This window comes from Rhodococcus sp. NPDC019050 (assembly GCF_055664235.1).
In genome coordinates this window covers 370,170-387,749 of the sequence record NZ_JBVOON010000001.1, presented here as the reverse complement: position 1 = coordinate 387,749, position 17,580 = coordinate 370,170, and the positions used below count along the sequence as shown (strand labels likewise).

14 protein-coding genes are annotated in these 17,580 nt (G+C 67.5%); 5 read left to right on the top strand and 9 right to left on the bottom strand.

Features of this window, described 5'->3' with window-relative positions:
• Positions 1 to 107: 107 nt before the first annotated feature.
• The 3 genes from AC0B44_RS01845 to AC0B44_RS01835 form a co-directional block, all read right to left on the bottom strand.
• Positions 108 to 2,618 (bottom strand): bifunctional lysylphosphatidylglycerol flippase/synthetase MprF, encoded by a 2,511-nt coding sequence (locus tag AC0B44_RS01845; RefSeq protein ID WP_471901367.1) that lies wholly within the window; start codon positions 2,616 to 2,618, stop codon positions 108 to 110.
• Positions 2,615 to 3,949 (bottom strand): alpha/beta hydrolase, encoded by a 1,335-nt coding sequence (locus AC0B44_RS01840; RefSeq protein WP_471901215.1) that lies wholly within the window; start codon positions 3,947 to 3,949, stop codon positions 2,615 to 2,617. Before AC0B44_RS01840 ends, AC0B44_RS01845 begins: the two co-directional genes overlap by 4 nt.
• An 81-nt stretch (positions 3,950 to 4,030) precedes the next feature.
• A complete protein-coding gene (locus AC0B44_RS01835; protein WP_471901214.1) occupies positions 4,031 to 5,269 on the bottom strand; it encodes an SLC13 family permease in 1,239 nt (412 codons plus the stop codon).
• 275 nt (positions 5,270 to 5,544) lie between these two features.
• On the opposite strand from AC0B44_RS01835, the gene mgtA reads away from it, so the two are divergent.
• A complete protein-coding gene (gene mgtA / locus AC0B44_RS01830) occupies positions 5,545 to 8,253 on the top strand; it encodes a magnesium-translocating P-type ATPase (protein WP_471901213.1) in 2,709 nt (902 codons plus the stop codon).
• A 19-nt stretch (positions 8,254 to 8,272) separates the two neighbouring features.
• On the opposite strand, the gene AC0B44_RS01825 is transcribed toward mgtA, so the two are convergent.
• Together AC0B44_RS01825 and AC0B44_RS01820 are read right to left on the bottom strand one after the other, a co-directional pair.
• Positions 8,273 to 9,496 (bottom strand): globin domain-containing protein, encoded by a 1,224-nt coding sequence (locus AC0B44_RS01825; protein WP_471901212.1) that lies wholly within the window; start codon positions 9,494 to 9,496, stop codon positions 8,273 to 8,275.
• Positions 9,466 to 9,963, bottom strand: coding sequence for an RrF2 family transcriptional regulator (locus AC0B44_RS01820; RefSeq protein WP_471901211.1), 498 nt, complete (start codon positions 9,961 to 9,963; stop codon positions 9,466 to 9,468). Before AC0B44_RS01820 ends, AC0B44_RS01825 begins: the two co-directional genes overlap by 31 nt.
• A 144-nt stretch (positions 9,964 to 10,107) precedes the next feature.
• Here AC0B44_RS01820 and AC0B44_RS01815 point away from each other — a divergent pair, with 144 nt between their 5' ends.
• From AC0B44_RS01815 to AC0B44_RS01805, 3 genes are all read left to right on the top strand, one after another.
• Positions 10,108 to 11,034, top strand: a complete 927-nt coding sequence (locus tag AC0B44_RS01815) for a universal stress protein (RefSeq protein ID WP_471901210.1) — start codon at positions 10,108 to 10,110, stop codon at positions 11,032 to 11,034.
• A gap of 70 nt (positions 11,035 to 11,104) precedes the next feature.
• Positions 11,105 to 12,145 carry an LLM class F420-dependent oxidoreductase gene (locus AC0B44_RS01810; RefSeq protein ID WP_471901209.1) on the top strand — a complete coding sequence of 347 codons (1,041 nt, stop codon included), beginning with the start codon at positions 11,105 to 11,107 and terminating at the stop codon, positions 12,143 to 12,145.
• A 28-nt stretch (positions 12,146 to 12,173) separates the two neighbouring features.
• Complete coding sequence (locus tag AC0B44_RS01805) at positions 12,174 to 13,076, top strand: universal stress protein (RefSeq protein WP_471901208.1); 903 nt, start codon at positions 12,174 to 12,176, stop codon at positions 13,074 to 13,076.
• 39 nt (positions 13,077 to 13,115) lie between these two features.
• Here the strand turns inward: AC0B44_RS01805 and AC0B44_RS01800 are convergent, their stop codons facing one another.
• Both AC0B44_RS01800 and AC0B44_RS01795 read right to left on the bottom strand, forming a co-directional pair.
• Positions 13,116 to 13,379, bottom strand: a complete 264-nt coding sequence (locus AC0B44_RS01800; protein ID WP_471901207.1) for a hypothetical protein — start codon at positions 13,377 to 13,379, stop codon at positions 13,116 to 13,118.
• Positions 13,380 to 13,457: 78 nt separating this feature from the next.
• Positions 13,458 to 14,381: a nitroreductase family protein gene (locus AC0B44_RS01795; RefSeq protein WP_471901206.1), complete on the bottom strand. Its 924-nt coding sequence runs from the start codon at positions 14,379 to 14,381 to the stop codon at positions 13,458 to 13,460.
• 194 nt (positions 14,382 to 14,575) lie between these two features.
• On the opposite strand from AC0B44_RS01795, the gene AC0B44_RS01790 reads away from it, so the two are divergent.
• Positions 14,576 to 15,223 carry a response regulator transcription factor gene (locus tag AC0B44_RS01790; RefSeq protein WP_471901205.1) on the top strand — a complete coding sequence of 216 codons (648 nt, stop codon included), beginning with the start codon at positions 14,576 to 14,578 and terminating at the stop codon, positions 15,221 to 15,223.
• A gap of 15 nt (positions 15,224 to 15,238) precedes the next feature.
• Here the strand turns inward: AC0B44_RS01790 and AC0B44_RS01785 are convergent, their stop codons facing one another.
• Positions 15,239 to 16,900, bottom strand: a complete 1,662-nt coding sequence (locus tag AC0B44_RS01785; protein WP_471901204.1) for a sensor histidine kinase — start codon at positions 16,898 to 16,900, stop codon at positions 15,239 to 15,241.
• Positions 16,897 to 17,574, bottom strand: a complete 678-nt coding sequence (locus AC0B44_RS01780) for an alpha/beta hydrolase family protein (protein WP_471901203.1) — start codon at positions 17,572 to 17,574, stop codon at positions 16,897 to 16,899. The genes AC0B44_RS01785 and AC0B44_RS01780 overlap by 4 nt, the downstream gene beginning before the upstream one ends.
• Positions 17,575 to 17,580: the final 6 nt, after the last annotated feature.

Genomic DNA, 17,580 nt, shown 5'->3' with positions numbered 1-17,580 from the left:
TGCGCCGGATAGCGGTCTTTGGTCCGTGCGGCCGCCGGACACTCCCGACCACACGACCGATCTCACGTCTCCTGACTGGAGGGTTGCTGCTGTGTGGCGCAAAGGATTCAGGGGCGGCTACCGGCCGTGCTGCGTCGGCGGCGCAGCAACCGGGACAGCAAACGCCCGCTCTGCTCGAACGACAGATCCGGCAGATATGCATGGCCGACGGCGATTCCGATGGTCGGCAGTGCGGTGGCGTCGGGAAACACCATGTACAGGGGGCGGTATCGAGGCTGGAACTTGGCCTTGAAGACGAGCAGCGACCGGAAGCCGTACACGGGCTCGAGTGTGCGCCCCAGCAGATCGAGCAGAGGGTCGAGAGCGCCTCGGTCGACGTCGGATTCACCGTCGTCGGCATTTGCCAGCGGCGCACCCGACAAGCTGAGAAAACCGAGACCTTCCTGCTGGGCGAGCAGCGCCGCCGAGGCGATGAGGAATTCGATCGCCACCGGAAACCCGTCGGAGCGGCGACGCATGAAGTCCAGCGTCAGGCCGACGAGTGCGCCGTCGCGATAGACCGGCATCCAGGAGGTCACCGCGTGGACGTGTCCGTCCGGCCCCACCGCCGGCAGCAGACGGACCTCCGGATCGGAAAGCTCGTCGAGTCCGCCCAGCGTGAAACCCATTTCGGGCAGTCCCTTGTCGGCAACCCAGTCCTCGGAGATGTCGACGATCTGTTCTTTCACCGATAGCGGCGCATCGGCGAACGTGGTCCAGGTCGCCTCGATCCCCTGTTTCTGCGCACGGTTGAGCGCGGTGCGCACATCCTGGAACTTCTTCCCCTTGAACGCGAGGTCGGGCAGGTCGACGACGGTTTCCTCCGCTACCTGCAGACAGCTCCAGCCGTGCTCGCGCGCGATCGAAGCGATGTCCTTGCCGACCGAATAGAAACACGGAGTCCACCCGTTTCCCAGGCAAAAGGCTGCGAACTGGTCGACCGCCGTGTCGAGGGAGTCGCGGTCACCGATCGGGCATCCCGTCGTCAGGGCGACACCGGAATACACGCGGTACGCCACGGCGTTTCGCCCGCCGCCGGTGAACCAGTAGCTGTTTCCCGGCCACGTGCCCATCCACGACATCGAGTCCCCGCCGGGGAAGTGCAACAACTCGCGGACCCTGTGCTCTCCGCCGAGGTCGTGCCCGGCCGAGGGCCCGAGAAAACTGCGAAGTACGAGCAGGCAGAACGTTACCCAGACGAGCACGCCGATCCACTCGAACAGCAGTGTGGCACCGGATGTCAGCGGCATCACGGGTGGTTCGAAGAGCTGGAGGTAAACCGGGGGCAACAACCGCCTCGGAGCGTCGCGCAAGAGCGTCCAGACCCCGGGGTCCCGGTCGAACCCGTCCGAGAGTGCCGTCCCCACAACCAGGTAGATCACCAGCGCCGCAGCCGCTGCCGCGAGCGTCCCCTCCCATACCCGTCGATACGTCCCGGGTCGGGCACGCACGTCGAACAATCGCCGGGTGGCCAAGAGCAGTGCGAGCACCGCGAGCAGCGGAAGCAGCGGGATCCACTCGCCGTAGATCGAATCGTGTCGATGGACGCCGTACAGGATCGATCGTGCCTCGTCCTGCTCGGTGATCCGTACGAGCACGCTCGCTGCCGTCACTGCCACGAGCGTGAGGTGTCCGTAGACCGACAAGAGCCACGCGGCCCGTCGGCCGCGTCGTAGCCCCTCGGCCGCGACGAGCAGCAGCAAAGAGGGCATCAGGTTCATCACCACCGGGCCGATCCCGGACAGGCGCAGAGCTTGCTGACCCTTCCTGCACTCGTCGTGCAGCGCGGGGTCGCCGCACACGTCGAGAAGTTCCCGAGGGCTGTAGGGGACTTGGTCGAACAGTTCCCGTAGTGCGGACAGCGGACCGATGGCATGTGGTGAGAACGCGGCGAGGATCGGCCCGAGAACTCCGGCAGCGACGACGAGAGCGACGAGCGTGCGGCGTTCGCGGATGGTGCCGCCCAGTACCGGGCTGCGTGCGGCGCGCCCGAACAGAAGCGGGCCGACCAGCAGTCCGGTCACCGCGACGCACAATCGTGTGAGGTCCTGAAGATGCCCGGCGAACAGCACGGTCGTCAGCAGGATCACCAGCACCAGGGTGCGGATCCGCCGCCGCCACAGGGTGTTCATGGCTGCGGTCGCGGCGAGCAGGGCGCCGAGGATCCACGGAAGCGGATCCTGGGTGAGATGGGTGTGCAGTTCCGAACCCCACGCACCGGATACCTTCGACACCAGCAGCGCCACGGCAACGGCCAGCGCGGTGCCCACCCCCTGGGAGACGAACACCGCGATCGCGAAACGTCGACTGCCGATCCGGTATTCGGCCGGGGCTGCGATCAGCAGAACGGCGAGGCCGGTCACCAGGTATTCGCTGAGCCCCGAGGCGAACAGCCCGGAGGTCCACAGTGCCCACACGTGACCGTCGTCGAGGCTCGGGACACCGGCGGAGATCCGGAGAGCCAGTTCGGGTGAGGGGCCCTTCGTCAACGAGCCGGTGACCACCGCGAGAAACCAGATCACCGCCAGCAGCGCAAGGGACACCGGCGCCCGTCTCGGAACCGAGACGACGCTCTTCATGCGGGGCCGAGACCGAGTCGCTCGCACAGCCACGGCACCTCCTTCTCGAGTCCGGCGGACCACACCGAGAAGTCGTGGGCACCCGGCACTTCGGTGAGATGGACATCCATTCCGGCTGCTTTCGCGGCCGCGGCCAACTGTTCGATACCACCGCGGAAGTCGTTGTCGGAGCTACCCACCACGAATGCACCCGCTGAGTCGGGATACCGATTCTTCGCGAGCAGGTCTGCGGGATTGTTGCGCGCGAACGCATCGGCGTCACCGCCGAACACGTCGCGGATGGTGGTGTCCCTGTCGCCGAGAGTCGGCTCGGCCTGTCCCGAGATGTCGAGGAAGGTCGGGTACACGTCGGGCCGGGTGACGGCGAGTTGGAGTGCGCACGTGCCCCCGTAGGACAGGCCGCCCACGGCCCATGCTCGCGGGTCCTGGTTCACCTGCAGGTTGGAGCGAACCCAAGCCGGAACGTCGACGGCGAGATACGTTGCGGCGTTACCCAGGTGGGAGTCGACGCAGAGCGGGTTGGCGAATTGACCACCGGTGCCGTCGGCGAGCACGACGACCGGCGCCAAGCCGCGGTGTCCTGCTGCATAGGCGTCCATTGTCCGGGTCAGCTTGCCGCCGACCAGCCAGTCCTCGGTGCTGCCCGGTTGGCCGGCGAGGAGGACGAGTACCGGCAGGTCGGGCCGCGGCGTGGCGAAATACGCGGGCGGAAGGTAGATCCGCGCTTCCCGGGCGGAGAATCCGGAGACGGCACCGGGAACAGTCGCCGCGGTGACGGCACCGGTGGCCGGCAGATCGGGAGGCGGAGTCCAGTTCTCGAGGTTCGGCGCACCCCCGTCGGACTCCGGTTGCGGGGCCAGCGACGCCTCGAACGGGACGGTTCGATAGTTGCTGATACCGAGCGCGGCGCGCACCGTCGGATAGGCATCGAACTGTGCGTTGATTCCGCCCGCCGCACAGATGCACACCACGACGGCAGTCAGAACGAGACCGGTGACGACCAGCGGACGCCGCCGGTCCCGGCGCCGGACGAAGTAGCGACCGATCAGCATCGCGAGTGCCAGGACGGCCGCACCCGACCAGACGTAGACGATCTTGGGCAGGGGGTCCGGGAACGGCCGCCACACCAGTTCCACCACGACCGCTGCGAGTCCTACCACCGCGAGGGTGACCACGGCCGCCGCAGCCGGGCCGGTAAGGAGCCAACGGCGATTGCGGCGTGCGGCGAGAACGAACAGGCCCGCGACCGCGGCAACGGCGAAGAACGCGATTGCTCCCGTCGTCGTGATCTGCAGGTCGAGCACTCTCCCGGCGAGCCCGCTCCACGGCATGAGGCCCAGTATGGAATACGCCGGGCGGGGGCGCGGCGATCGCCGGGCAACTCTTGTGGGGCGCAGGTCCACGTAGGGCGGTCACAACACCAGCCACAGGGCGACAACCGCGCAGGCAAGCGTCGTCGGCACCGTCATGAGACCCAGCACGGTGAAGGTGCCCAGGTTCGGGGGCTCGCCGACCCGGGTGACGACCCGCCGCCACAGCATCGTCGCCAGCGAGCCGGTGTAGGTGAGGTTCGGCCCGAGATTCACCCCGAGCAGCATCGCCAGGAGCAGCCCGGTGGAGGGAGACGGACCGAGCGCGGCAACCAGCAGCAGGGTCGCGGGCAGATTGTTCACGAGGTTCGCCGCGACCGCCGCGATCGCGGCCATTGCCAGCAGGGCAGGCAGGGATTCGCCGGTCGGCAGGAGGTCGGCCAACCGGACGCCGACGGTGCTCCCCGCGAGCGGTGCCACGACGACCCCGAGGGCGAGTACGAACAGCAGGAAGAAGGGGTCCGCGGCGGCGAGCAGGGAGCGGGGGCTCGTGCGTCCGGCGCGGAGTGCGGGCACCGCCAGTGCCACCGCGCCGGCCACGGCCACCCAGACCGGGCCGACACCGACGAACTCGGACAGGACGAATCCGGCCAGCGTGAAGGCGAGGACTGCCAGCGCGGCGCGGGGCACCGGCACCGGTCGCACCGTCACCGGACCGGCAACAGGTGGTGCGGTTGGCCGGAGGTCGCGGGCGAAGAACACCCGTGCGATCGCGAATTCGACTCCGATCGCGGCGATCCACGGCAACGCCATCAAGACGGTGAAGTGTGCGAACCCGAGGCCGGTGGCGGAGAAGACGAGCAGGTTGGTGAGGTTGGAGACGGGCATGAGGGTCGAGGCGGAGTTGGCCAGATGCGCAGACGCATAACTCGCCGGACGACGTGAAATGCCCATGGCCGAGGCAGCGGCGAGCACAGCGGGAGTGAGCAGAACTACCGTCGCATCGAGGCTCAGTACCGCGGTCGTGGTGGCACATGCGGCGAAGACCCACACGAGCAACCGGACGGGACTTCCCCGTGCGCTGTGCCGCAGCATCGAGGCCATCCACCGGAACACTCCGTGAGCGTCCGTCGCGTGCGCCAGAACCAGGATCGCGGCGAGGAAACCGACCGTCGGAAGGAGTGCCCGCACCTGATCGAGCGCCTGTTCGGGCGTCAACGCCCCGATCACGGTCAACAGAATCGCAGCGGGTCCGGCCACCGCCACCTCGGGCAATCCGTGCGGTCGCACGACGGCGGCGACGAGCACCAGCACGATCAGCGCAACCACGACGACGATCACCGCGCCATCATCTCTCCTGACGGCGGGGACCGGAGAACGAACATTCGACAGCATTCCCGCGCGGACGCTGCGATGATTACGGGTGCGCCTGTCCGCCGAAACCACACGGTTGACGCGGAAATACCCCGCTCGACGCGGAAGAACCCCGCTTGACGTCACGGCTTCGAGACGAGCGAGATCATGCCGACCTCACCGAACAAGACGACAGCGATTGCGGCCGAATGCGCCTGCGAGGGCGAGACGGTGGCAGACGCCGGGACGATCCGTCCGGCGACATGATCGCCGGAGGTGCGCAGCGGACACAGCACAAGGCGGGTTCTCCCGGCCTGGCGATCGGCGACGCCGCCGCGAGCCCGGTCGCCGAGGTGCTGTCACGCCTCGGATCCTCGTCGTCCGGGCTGAGCGCCACGGAGGCCGCGGAGCGACTCGAGAGTGTCGGACCGAACGCCGTCCGGAGTTACGGGGTGCGGGTGTGGGCAGTCCTCGCGCGACAGTTGCGGAGCGCACTGCTGCTCCTGCTGGCCGTCACCGCAATCGCGTCGTTCTTTCTCGGGAATCGGAGCGACGCCGTCGTCATCGGGATCATTCTCGTCGCCAGTGTCGGCCTCGGATTCGTCAACGAGTACCGGGCCGAACGTGCGACCGCTGCGCTGCACTCGAACGTGCGGCACACGACCGTCGTTCTGCGGGACGGCGCGGCCGCGCGGGTCGATGTCACCGAACTCGTACCCGGCGACGTGGTGCGCCTGGTGCTCGGGGACGTCGTGCCGGCCGACATCCGACTGCTGGACGTCGTCGATCTCGAATGCGACGAGAGCGTGCTCACCGGAGAATCCGAACCCGCTGTCAAGACCACCGATGCCGTCCCGGAGGGTGCGGCGACGGCGGACCTGACGGATTGCGCTTTCATGGGCACGATCGTCCACGGGGGGACCGGCACGGGCGTGGTGGTCTCGACAGGAGTGAACGCGGAATTCGGGCGCATCGCTCGCGGACTCGGTGACAGGGAACCGGAAACGGACTTCCAGCGCGGACTGCGAAGCTTTTCGGTGCTGCTGCTGCAGGTCGCACTGGTTCTGACATCGCTGATCGTCCTGATCAATCTGCTGCTCGACCGCCCGCTCATCGAGTCGCTGCTGTTCGCGCTCGCGATCGCGGTGGGTATCACGCCCCAGTTGCTTCCCGCAGTGGTCAGCACCGCTCTGGCGTCCGGATCCCGCCGTTTGGCAGCGCAGAAGGTGCTGGTCAAGCGACTCGTGTGCATCGAAGACCTCGGCGATGTGGACTTCCTGATCACGGACAAGACCGGCACCCTCACCACCGGGCGGATCGCATTCGTCGAAGCCGTACCTCTCGACGGCAACAGCGCCGAACACACCGTGCTGCACGGATTGCTCGCGACCGAGACGGAAACCGCCGGTTCCGGGCAACGGATCGCGGCCAACGCGATGGACACGGCACTGTGGGAGTCGGCGGGGGAGATCGGCGGGCAGGCCGACCGGTACCGGCGTATCGACGGCGTACCGTTCGACCACAGTCGTCGCATGGCCTCGGCGCTGACCGCTGATCCGGACGGTGACGCGACATTTCTGGTGGTCAAGGGCGCACCCGAATCGGTGCTGGCGCGTTGTGTGGAGGCGAGTGCCGACGCGCGCGAGCGGCTGGCACAGCTGTTCGACGAGGGACGCCGCGTCGTCGCGGTGGCGACGAAGAATCTCGACGGGTCGCGGACCCGGGTCGGAGCCGACGACGAGCACGACCTCCACTTGACGGGATTCCTCGTGTTCTCGGACGAGCCGAAGGAGTCGGCACGACACTCGCTGGAGCGGCTTGCTCGACTGGGCATCACCGTCAAGGTCGCGACCGGCGACAACGCCCAGGTGGCGGAGCGGGTCTGCGCCGAGTTGGGTCTCGGCTCGGGTGGCAGCGTGACAGGCGCCGAACTCGGACGTCTCGACGACGATCAGTTCGCCGAAATCGCCCAGCGTGCAACGGTGTTCGCACGGGTGTCCCCGGAACAGAAGGCGCGGTTGGTGCGGGCGCTACGCGGGCACGGGCGCGCGGTCGGGTTTCTCGGGGACGGTGTCAACGACGCGCTCGCGCTCCATGCCGCCGACGTCGGAATCTCCGTCGATTCGGGCACGGATGTGGCGAAAGACGCCGCGGACGTGGTTCTTCTGGAAAAGGATCTCGGTGTGCTCGCCGACGGCGTCACCGAGGGCCGTCGGACCTTCGCCAACACCATCAAATACGTCTTGATGAGCACGTCGAGCAATTTCGGCAACATGTTCAGTGCCGCTGCCGCATCGGCTGTGCTCACCTTCCTGCCGATGTTGCCCAGCCAGATCCTGCTCAACAACCTGCTCTACGACTCGAGTCAGCTGGCGCTCCCCGGCGACCGGGTCGACCCGGAGGAACTGCGTGCGCCGTCACATTGGGACATCGGGTTCATCCGCCGGTTCATGCTGTTCTTCGGTCCGCTGAGTTCGTTGTTCGACTTCGTGACGTTCGGGCTCATGCTCGGGGTGTTCCATGCCGGACCGGAACTGTTCCGTACGGGATGGTTCGTCGAGTCGCTGGCCACCCAGATTCTGATCGTCTTCGCGATCCGCACGCGCCGTACGCCCTTCATCCGCAGCCGGCCGAGCCGCACCCTCATCGTGACGGTCGCGGTGGTCCTCGCCGTGGGTATCGGCGTGACCTACTCCCCGTTCGCCGACGACCTCGGGTTCACGAGCCTGCCGCTCGGGTTCTTCGCCATGCTCGTCGTGCTGATCGTCGGCTATCTGGTTCTGATCGAGTTCGCCAAACGGTTGTTCTACGCCGAGCCGCTGCACCATCCTCCACCCTCACCGCGACGCGGACGACGGCGTCGACTGCATCGGCGCGCAGCACACTTCGGCACCGGCGCGAGGCTTCCGGCGGTCGTTGCGCGCGTGGCGAATTCCGCGTCGGGCCATGCGGCGAGCAAGGGTGGAGGATGAGCGACGACGACTCCTGTCGTCAGGACGCGGGGCTCCAGCTGTCCGGACCGAACACCTCGTAACGGATGTTCTCGGCCGGCACGTTCCGGGCGATGAGCGCCTCACGCAGCGAGAGCATGAACGGCAACGGACCGCACAGGTATGCCTGCGTGGTCGGATCGAGCGGGAGATCGGAGATGTCGGCCCGCCCGATCCTGATCGTCTCCAGCGGCTGTCGCGCGCCGAGGTCCTCGTACCAGCGGAACACCGTGGCCGACGGGATCCGTTCGACGAGCGTTTCCAGTTCCCGGCGGTGCGCGTGACTGGCGGGAGAACGGTCCGCGTGCAGCACCGAAATCCGTCGTGCGTCACCCGATTCGGCGAGGTGGTCGAGCATTCCGATCATGGGCGTGCATCCGATTCCCGCGGACGCGAGGAAGATCGGGTTGTCGTCCTCCGGAAGCACCAGATCGCCGAACGGTGTGGTCACGTCGAGGGCATCACCCTCGAAGACGTTGTCGAACAGGAAGTTCGAGACCTCGCCGGCTGGGAGTGCTGCTCCGTCGGTGTCCGTGGTCGCAACGACGCGCTTGACGGTGATGCGCCAGTGGTCTCGTGAGGGCGCGTTGGACAGGCTGTACTGACGGATCTGACGGGCTCCGTCGGGAAGCTGAACCCCTACCGAAAGGTATTGCCCGGGGCGGAAAGTCGGCAGGGGAGAGTCGTCCTTCGATGCGAGCGTGAAGGAAACGGTGTCGGCGGACTGATGGTTTCTGCCGATCACCTGCACGGTCCGCCACACGTCACCTGTTTCGACGCCGGCGGCGGCATAGAGGTCGGCTTCGAGAGCGATGAGGGTGTTCGCCATCAGCCAGTACACCTCGTCCCACGCCGATGCGACCTCGGGTGTGACGGCCTCGCCGAGAACTTCGACGATGGCTTCGAACAGGTGCTTGTGGACGATCCAGTACTCGTCGGGCTTGATTCCGAGCGATGCGTGCTTGTGTGCGACGCGCGAGAGAATCGACTCGACGCGCGCCGGGTCCGGATCGAGTTGCAGGGTGGCGAACGCGGCGATGGATCCGGCGAGCGCCTTCTGCTGCTCGCCCTGCTTCTGGTTGCCGCGGTTGAACAGGTCCCGTTCGAGTTCGGGGTGAGCGTCGAACATCTTCCGGTAGAACAACGGCGTGATGTCGCCGATGGCCGCACCGACTGCCGGCAACGTCGCGGCGATCACTTCTTTGGACTCGGACGAGAGCGGCATGGATTCTCCTGATTGTGGGTGGTCGGCGAAATTTGCGGTGGCACGGGAAAAGGCAGTTCGGCGGTGTTTCCGCGGGTCGTCAGATCGGCGACGGTGAGCGTGTCGAGCGCAGAGTAGAGCGCGTCCTGCGCTGCGCGAAGTGCGACACGGAGCGCGCAGTTACCTCGAAGCGGGCACGGCTTGGGCCCCTCGCAGTTCACGACCTCGTCCTCACCCTCGAGTTGACGCGTGAGCCAGCCGATCGTCGCCGTCCGGCCGAGTTCGGTGATGGCGAGGCCGCCGCCACGTCCGCGCCGGGCGCTGACGACACCGAGTTCCCCGAGTCGGGCGACGACCTTGGTTGTGTGGGCGTACGACAACTCGAGTTGTTCTGCGACGAGTGCGGTGTTCGGGAGGTCTGTCGGCGGGGCCGCTGCCAGGAAGGTGACAACTCGTAGTCCGAGATCGGTGAACCGGGTGAGTTGCATGCTCGGACGATATAAATCGGTATCCTAAATGACAATTAAAATGTGATGCGGGTAACCGGTGGAATCCGTTGTGCTGACCAATTTCTCGAACCGGTGGGACCAAAGTCCCCGCCGGGTGCAGGGGAATGCGGCTACGCTCGAACTGTGACGACTCCGAGCGCAGCAGCCCACGATCGCCGCCAGGTGACGGTGGGGGTCGACGGTTCCCCGCCGTCCGAACTTGCTGTGCGGTGGGCAGCGGCGACCGCTGCCGGGCGGGGCCTCACCCTCCACCTCGTTCACGCCGTCGATTTCGCCCCTGCGTCGCTGCTCACGCCGACGCCGTCGTCCGAATTGCCCTTCTTCCGGCCCTCGGAGGCATTCGAATGGGCCGAGGACGACGCCACCGCGCTGCTGACCGCCGCGACGGAGATCGCGCATGCGACGTCTCCCCACGTGCAGGTCACCACCGACATGGCGCTGACCGGGAGCGCGAAATGGCTGGTAGAGCTGTCGCATCGGTCGGCGATGGTGGTGCTCGGTTCGACCGGCAGCACCCGGCTCGGCGAACTGCTGCTCGGATCGACGCCCGTTGCGGTGGTCGGCCATGCGGCATGTCCCGTCGTCGTCGTGCGTGGCGCGGAGCCTCCGGTCCCGGACGACCGGCCCGTCGTGGTGGGGCTGGACGGCAGTGCGCTGAGCGAAGTGGCCGTGGAAGCGGCGTTTCAGGAGGCGTCGTGGCGCGGCGTCGATCTGGTCGCGGTGCACGTGTGGACCGACATGCGGCCGGGCGATCTCGCGGCATCGCCGCACTTCTTCGATCCGGTGGCGTTCGAGGAGAGCGAGCACGCCCTCGTGTCCGAATGTCTCGCCGGCTTCGGTGACCGGTTCCCGGACGTCACGGTGCACCGCAAGATCTACGCCGACGGTCCGCGGGTCCACCTGACGGCATGGAGCGAGAAGGCGCAGCTCGTGGTCGTCGGCAGCCGTGGCCGCGGCGGTTTCGCCGGGCTCCTCATGGGTTCGACGAGCAATACCCTCCTGCGGGAGTCGGCCTGCCCCGTGATGGTCGTGCGACCCGGGGCATCGTGACGGCGGTAGTGTGCGGTGCACTATCGACGAGCACGTCCGCGCGGCCGCGCGGCAGGAGTGAGGGTGGCGCATGCGCATCGGAATGGGACTGAACTACAGCGGCGGATTCGCTGAGACCGCAGCCGAGGTCGCGGACCTCGAACGGGCCGGACTCGACATCGTATTCGTCCCCGAGGCCTATTCGTTCGACGCGGTGAGCCAGCTCGGTTATCTGGCCGCGAAGACCACCCGCGTGGAACTCGCCTCCGGCATCCTGCAGCTGTTCACCCGTACCCCTACGCTCACGGCGATGACGGCGGCGGGCCTCGACTACGTCTCCGGTGGCCGGTTCGTCCTCGGCATCGGTGCGTCCGGGCCGCAGGTGATGGAGGGGTTCCACGGTGTCCCCTACAACGCGCCCCTCGGCCGCACCCGTGAGATCGTCGACATCTGCCGTCAGGTGTGGCGTCGCGAGAAGGTCGAACACCAGGGCAAGTACTACCAGATCCCGCTCCCCGCGGAGAAGGGCACCGGGCTCGGTAAGCCGCTGAAGCTCATCAACGAGCCTGTGCGCGAACGGATCCCGGTCGTCATCGCATCGCTCGGGCCGAAGAATGTCGAGATGACCGCGGAGATCGCGGAGGGCTGGCAGCCGATCTTCTACTTCCCCGAGAAGGCCGCGGGCGTATGGGGGGACTCCATCGCCAAGGGCAAGGCCAAGCGCGATCCCGCCCTCGGAGAGCTGCAGATCTACGCGCAGGCTCCGCTCGCCATCGGTGACGACGTGGAGTACATGCTCGACTGGGTCCGGCCGATGGTCGCCCTCTACGTCGGTGGCATGGGCGCCAAGGGCAAGAACTTTTACAACGACCTCGCGATCCGCTACGGGTACGAGAAGGAAGCCGCGCTCATCCAGGATCTGTACCTGGACGGCAAGAAGGAAGAAGCCGCGGCTGCGGTGCCCGTCGAACTGATCCGCGCGGTGTCGCTGATCGGTTCGGAGGGCTTCGTGCGTGAGCGGGTGGCGGCATTCGCCGAATCGGGCGTCACGACTCTCAACGTCACCCCGCTCGCACCCGACACCGCCGGGCGCGTGCGACTGATCGAACAGCTGCGGCAGATCTGCGGCTGAACCAACCCGAGAAAGGTCCCCGCCACAGATGAGCGAACCCAACCCGATCGTCGTCGCCGTCGACGGATCCGAGGCGTCCACCGCCGCGGTGATCTGGGCGGCACGTTCCGCAGCGGCCCGTGCGCTGCCGCTGCGCATCGTCACCGTCGTCCACATCCCCGCGTTCTATTACTCGGAGCCGTATCTCGCGCAGAGCTTCCACGAGGAGATGAAGGCGACGGCACACGATCGGCTCGAGAGCGCCGCCATGATGGCCCGGCAGATCGTCGACGAATCGGGCCGCGTCGAGGTCACCACCGAACAGCTCGAGGGCAAGGTCGCATCGACCCTGGTCGCGGTCTCGGCGAAGGCCGATCGTCTCGTTGTCGGGTCGCGCGGGCTCGGCGAGGTCAAGGGCCTGCTCGCGGGGTCGGTGTCCACGGCCGTGGCGTCGCACGCGGTGTCCCCGGTGGTCGTGGTGCGCGGACGCACCCTCGACGGGGCGCCGCCGGCCGAGGGGCCGGTGGTGGTCGGCATCGACGGCTCCGAGTCGTGCAAGGCAGCCGTGGAAGCCGCATTCGCCGAAGCGTCGTCCCGTGGCGCGACCCTCGTGGCTGTCAACGTGTGGAGCGACGTGAGCGTGCAGCCGTCGCTCGGCGCGGTTCCGGAAGACCCGCACTGGAGCCGAATCCAGACCGGTGAGGAAATCGTCCTCGCCGAACGACTCGCGGGATACCGGGAGCGTTACCCGGACGTGGTGGTCGAGCGGGTGGTCGCCCGCGACCGGCCGGTGCGGGTTCTCAGCGAGTACGCCGAACGTGCCCAGTTGCTCGTCGTCGGAACCCGCGGCCGGGGTGGCTTCAAGGGGCTGCTGCTCGGTTCCACGAGCAACGCGCTGATCCAGACCGCGGACTGCCCGGTCATGGTCGTTCGGTCCGCAGTGGAGGACTGACCGGTCCGGAAGTAGTACAGCGACTACGCGAGCAGGGTGTCAGCCGAATTCGTCGACACCCTGCTCGCGTAGTTCGTTCCAGGCATCGGCGGGATGGACGCCGCGGGCGATGGCGCCGTTCTCGATGAGGACCCCGAGCATCTGGGACATGAGGAACGCGACGTCGTCGAACCTGCCGCAGCTGTAGCGCGAGGCGAGCCAGCCGGAGACGTTACCGGCCTTCGCTGCCTGCGCCATGTCCAGTGCCGCGTGGAAAAGCTCCGTTGTGGGGGCCGCAACGGCGTCGCCCGTGGGTGCGCTCACCGCTTCCTCCTGTCTGTGTCGAGTTGTGGTGCCGGATCGGTTTCCGATGGATCGGACTGTAATCGCTTGGCGCGCATGTCAAAAGCCGACCCGCATGATCAGCTGGGGTGGGGCGGGGAGTTCGAGCAGGTCGGCGAGCCGGGACGCCGAATCCTCGATGCGCAACGGATGCGTCAACACCGAGGCGGACAGTCGCGCGTCGACGGCGGCGAGCCACGCGCGCTGGGCCGCGATTCCGACGCGCACCAGGTCGGCGGGTTCGGACGAGGCGGGCGTGAACAGCAGCACGGTCTCCCGGGCGATGCACTCCGAGAGAGCGGACGGATCGGGTACACCCGAGGTGATCAGTGCCGTACCCGCAGCGCCTCGCTCGTCGAGACCGCTGTTCCACGTCGCGACCACTTCGGCGTTTCCGTCGGGCTGCCAGTGTGAGGTCCACGAGAACATTTCGCGCTGGTAGTGCTGATGACGCCGCTTGGCTTCGGCCGCGTAGGTGAGGGTGTCCGCGAGGGCGCTCGCTTCGTCCGACGCGAGCAACTGGACGTGGATTCCGGGCACTTCGGCAGCCGCGGCGATCACGTCGGCGATGGTCTCGGACGGTACCGGGATGTCGGCGAACGACTCGCGGTGGCTGCGCCGATGCGAGATCGCGGCGTAGAGCCGAAGATCCCAGTTCGACGGTGTGGCCGCGTCGATCGCATCGACCCTCGCGACGAGCGAGGGGCGGTCGGCATCGGGAAACAGGACCGTGCGGGTGCGGTATCCGAGTACGCGTACGGCAAGTTCGAGATTCGCGACCGCGGTGCCGCACGAAATCGTCCGGTCGGGCCGGAGGGGATCGGCGCCGGACTCGGCGAACTCGCTGCGTTCTTCCAGTTCGGCGGACTGCCCGGGAAGGTACAGATTCCACGGTTGCGTGTCGTGCACGCTGGGGGCAGCGACGACCGCGCGTGCGATGATGTCCGTGCCGCCGGCGGTCCAGGTTTCGAAATCGACTGACACCGTCGCCTCCTCGTTTCACGGTCACCCGCTCCGGACGCGGTGCCGACACCTATGTCTGCATACGTAGCGTCGCTCACGAGACACCTGTCGCGCGTGGGGCGAAGGTCCCGGACTTGCTCGTCGAACGGCCCGGAGACCGGTTGGGGACGCCACACCTGGGAGAATGGGGCGAATGCCAAGGAAAGGTGCGTGACATGCCCCGCGTATTTCTCGTCGACGACCACGAGATCGTCAGGCGCGGTCTGGTCGATCTGCTGAGCAGCGTCGACGACTTCACGGTCGTCGGCGAGGCGGCATCCGTCGGAGAAGCCCTGGCCCGAGTGCCCGGCAGCGGCGCCGACGTCGTGGTGCTCGACGTGCGACTGCCCGACGGCAACGGCGTGGAGTTGTGCCGCGAACTGCGCAACCGGATGCCCGGCCTTCGCGCGCTGATGCTCACCTCCTACGCGGACGACGAAGCGCTGTTCGACGCGATCATGGCGGGTGCGTCCGGCTTCGTGCTCAAGCAGATCCTCGGCACCGACCTCGTCTCCGCGATCCGCACCGTCGGAGAGGGCGGCTCGTTGCTCGACAGTCGCGCGACCACAGCGCTCATGGAGCGGATCCGGGCATCGCGCAACGCCGACCCGCTTTCGGAACTGTCTGAGCAGGAGCGCGCGGTGTTCGAGCTGATCGGGGAGGGGATGACGAACCGCGAAATCGCCGAGCGCCTGTTCCTCGCCGAGAAGACCGTCAAGAACTACGTCTCACGCCTGCTGTCGAAGCTGGGAATGCAGCGGCGCACGCAGGCGGCGGTGCTCGCCACCGAACTCCGCAAGGAACGCGGGCACGACAACACCTGACCCCGACGCGAGGGTTCAGAGCGGGGCGCGCCACACGAGCCTGGTGCCTCTGCTCTCGTTCGACTCGATGCTGAACGAACCCCCGCACTGCTCGGCGCGGCGCTCCAGGTTGGTCAGTCCGCTGCGTCGCACGACCGCCGGCAGCCCGGTTCCGTCGTCGACGATCTCGATCCGGAAGTCCTCGAGTGCCGATACCGACACGGAGATGTTCTCGGACTGAGAGTGCCGCAGCGCATTGCTCAACCCTTCGCGCAACACCGCTTCGGCCTGGGGATGGATGCGTGCGGGCACCAGCGTGTCGATCGGACCGCGGAACTGGATGTTCGGCGACACCGGGGAGTGCACGCTCAGATCTCCGACCACGTCGAGCAGTCGCCGCCGCAGACTCGTCGACGCTGCGGCGCCGGTGGTGTGGAGATCGAAGATGGTCGTGCGGATCTCGCGGACCGTCCGGTCGAGTTGTTCGACCGCGTGCTGCACCACCTCCGCCATCCGCTCGTTGCCGACACCCGAGGCCATCGTGCTCTGCAAGCTCATACCGGTGGCGAACAACCGCTGAATGACGTTGTCGTGCAAGTCCTGTGCGATGCGGTCGCGATCGGCGAGCACATCGAGCAGTCGCTGCTTGCGTTGCTGCTCCGCGAACTCGAGGGCGACGGCCGCGAGGTTGGCCATCGATTCGAGACGGAGGACGTCTTCGTCTCCCCACGGTTCGCTCCCCGCTTCCCGCGTCGCGACGAGGGCGCCGGTGATCGCGGAGGTGGCGGAGAGCGGGAGCACGACCGCGTGTCCGGGTCCGCTCGACTCTGCCGACGGGAGAAGCCAGGTCGTACGCGTGTGCACAGGCTTGCGGGTTCTGAGGGCCCGCATGATCGGTGACCCCGTGAGGTCGACGCGCATCGACCTCACGTGGGGTTCGGCCGGGGTGGCCGCCCGAACGGAACCCTGTACTCCGTCGGCCAGGACGACGTAGACCTCGGAACACACGGCGAGTTCCCGAACCTGGCCGACGAGCAACGACAGGGTGTCGTCCACCGAGCCGCCGACGAGCAACCGGGCGTTGATCGACGCCATTGCGGTGAGCCACCGCTCACGGGTGAGGGATCCCTCGAACAGCCACGCGTTCTCGACGGCCATGCCGGCAGAGGTCGCGAGGACTTTCAGAAGGATCTCGTCCTCCTCGGTGAACTCGGGTGCGCCGATCTTCTCGGTGAGATAGATGCTTCCGAACACCTTGCCACGCACCATGATCGGAGTTCCGAGGAAGCTCCCCATCGGGGGATGGTTGGGAGGGAAGCCGATCGACCCGGGGTGCGTGGACAGGTCTGCGAGGCGGACCGGCCGGGGGTCGTTGATGAGCAGGCCGAGGAGGCCGCGCCCCTCGGGCAGATGGCCCATGACCTCGCGCTGGGCGGGATCGATGCCGACGTAGACGAATTCCGAGAGTCCGCCGTCCGCGGCGCGCACACCGAGAGCGCCGTACCGCGCACCGAGCAACGAGGTCGCAGCCGACACGATTCGCTGGAGCATCGAATCCAGCTCGAGGCCGGACCCCACGACGAGCACGGCCTCGAGCAGGCCCCGCAGTGTCTCAGGAGTGACCGTCTCATCGAGCCGCTCACGCATCTCGGACAGCAGGGTGTCGATCACGGCGTCGGCGTCGGTGAGTTCGCTCATCGGGCTTCGCCGCCCGCAAGGGCTACGACCGCGCGGACGGCCTCGTCGGACGGATCCGTTTTCGCGCGGCTCAGGTCGTGCCCGGCACCCTCGACGGGAAGGAGGCGTGTCGGCGCCGGGACGAGCGTGAGGGCGTCTCGCAGTTCGTCGAGCGTGCCGAACGGATCTCGCTCTCCGTGTACGAACACCGACGGCACGGTCAGCGAGGGGAGATGCTCGGTCCGCGGCTTGTCGGGCTTGCCCGGCGGGTGCAGCGGATAGGACATCAGCAGCAGTCCGTCCGCGACCTCGGGTTGCGCCGCCGCGAGCATCGTCACCTGGCGTCCCCCGTACGACACCCCACCGAGAACGAGTGGCCCGTCGCCGCGTTTCCGCAGCGCAGCCGCTGCGGCGGCGATGCCTGCGCGGTCTTCCTCGGCGCGTGACGGCTGTGGCGGGCCCTTCGGGCGACGTCGCCGGAACGGCAGGTCGTACCGCAACGCGAGGAAACCGGCCGCAGCGAAACGGCTGCACATGAGCCGGAGGATCCTGGTGTCGCAGTTACCTCCGGCGCCGTGGGTCAGGGCGACGAGGCCGCGTGGGGACCCCGCGGGGGAGTGCAGATGACCGAACACGTGCTCGGTGTCCACGTGCTCGGTCTCCGCGTGTTCGGCGTCTTCGGGTGCGGGCGTCACACGGAT

Coding starts and splice junctions, on each gene's coding strand:
- AC0B44_RS01840 (WP_471901215.1), bottom strand. CDS start 3,949: ATGCCGTGGAGCGGGCTCGCCGGGAGAGTGCTCGACCTGCAGATCACG.
- mgtA (WP_471901213.1), top strand. CDS start 5,545: ATGATCGCCGGAGGTGCGCAGCGGACACAGCACAAGGCGGGTTCTCCC.
- AC0B44_RS01820 (WP_471901211.1), bottom strand. CDS start 9,963: ATGCAACTCACCCGGTTCACCGATCTCGGACTACGAGTTGTCACCTTC.
- AC0B44_RS01810 (WP_471901209.1), top strand. CDS start 11,105: ATGCGCATCGGAATGGGACTGAACTACAGCGGCGGATTCGCTGAGACC.
- AC0B44_RS01805 (WP_471901208.1), top strand. CDS start 12,174: ATGAGCGAACCCAACCCGATCGTCGTCGCCGTCGACGGATCCGAGGCG.
- AC0B44_RS01790 (WP_471901205.1), top strand. CDS start 14,576: ATGCCCCGCGTATTTCTCGTCGACGACCACGAGATCGTCAGGCGCGGT.
- AC0B44_RS01845 (WP_471901367.1), bottom strand. CDS start 2,618: ATGAAGAGCGTCGTCTCGGTTCCGAGACGGGCGCCGGTGTCCCTTGCG.
- AC0B44_RS01785 (WP_471901204.1), bottom strand. CDS start 16,900: ATGAGCGAACTCACCGACGCCGACGCCGTGATCGACACCCTGCTGTCC.
- AC0B44_RS01825 (WP_471901212.1), bottom strand. CDS start 9,496: ATGCCGCTCTCGTCCGAGTCCAAAGAAGTGATCGCCGCGACGTTGCCG.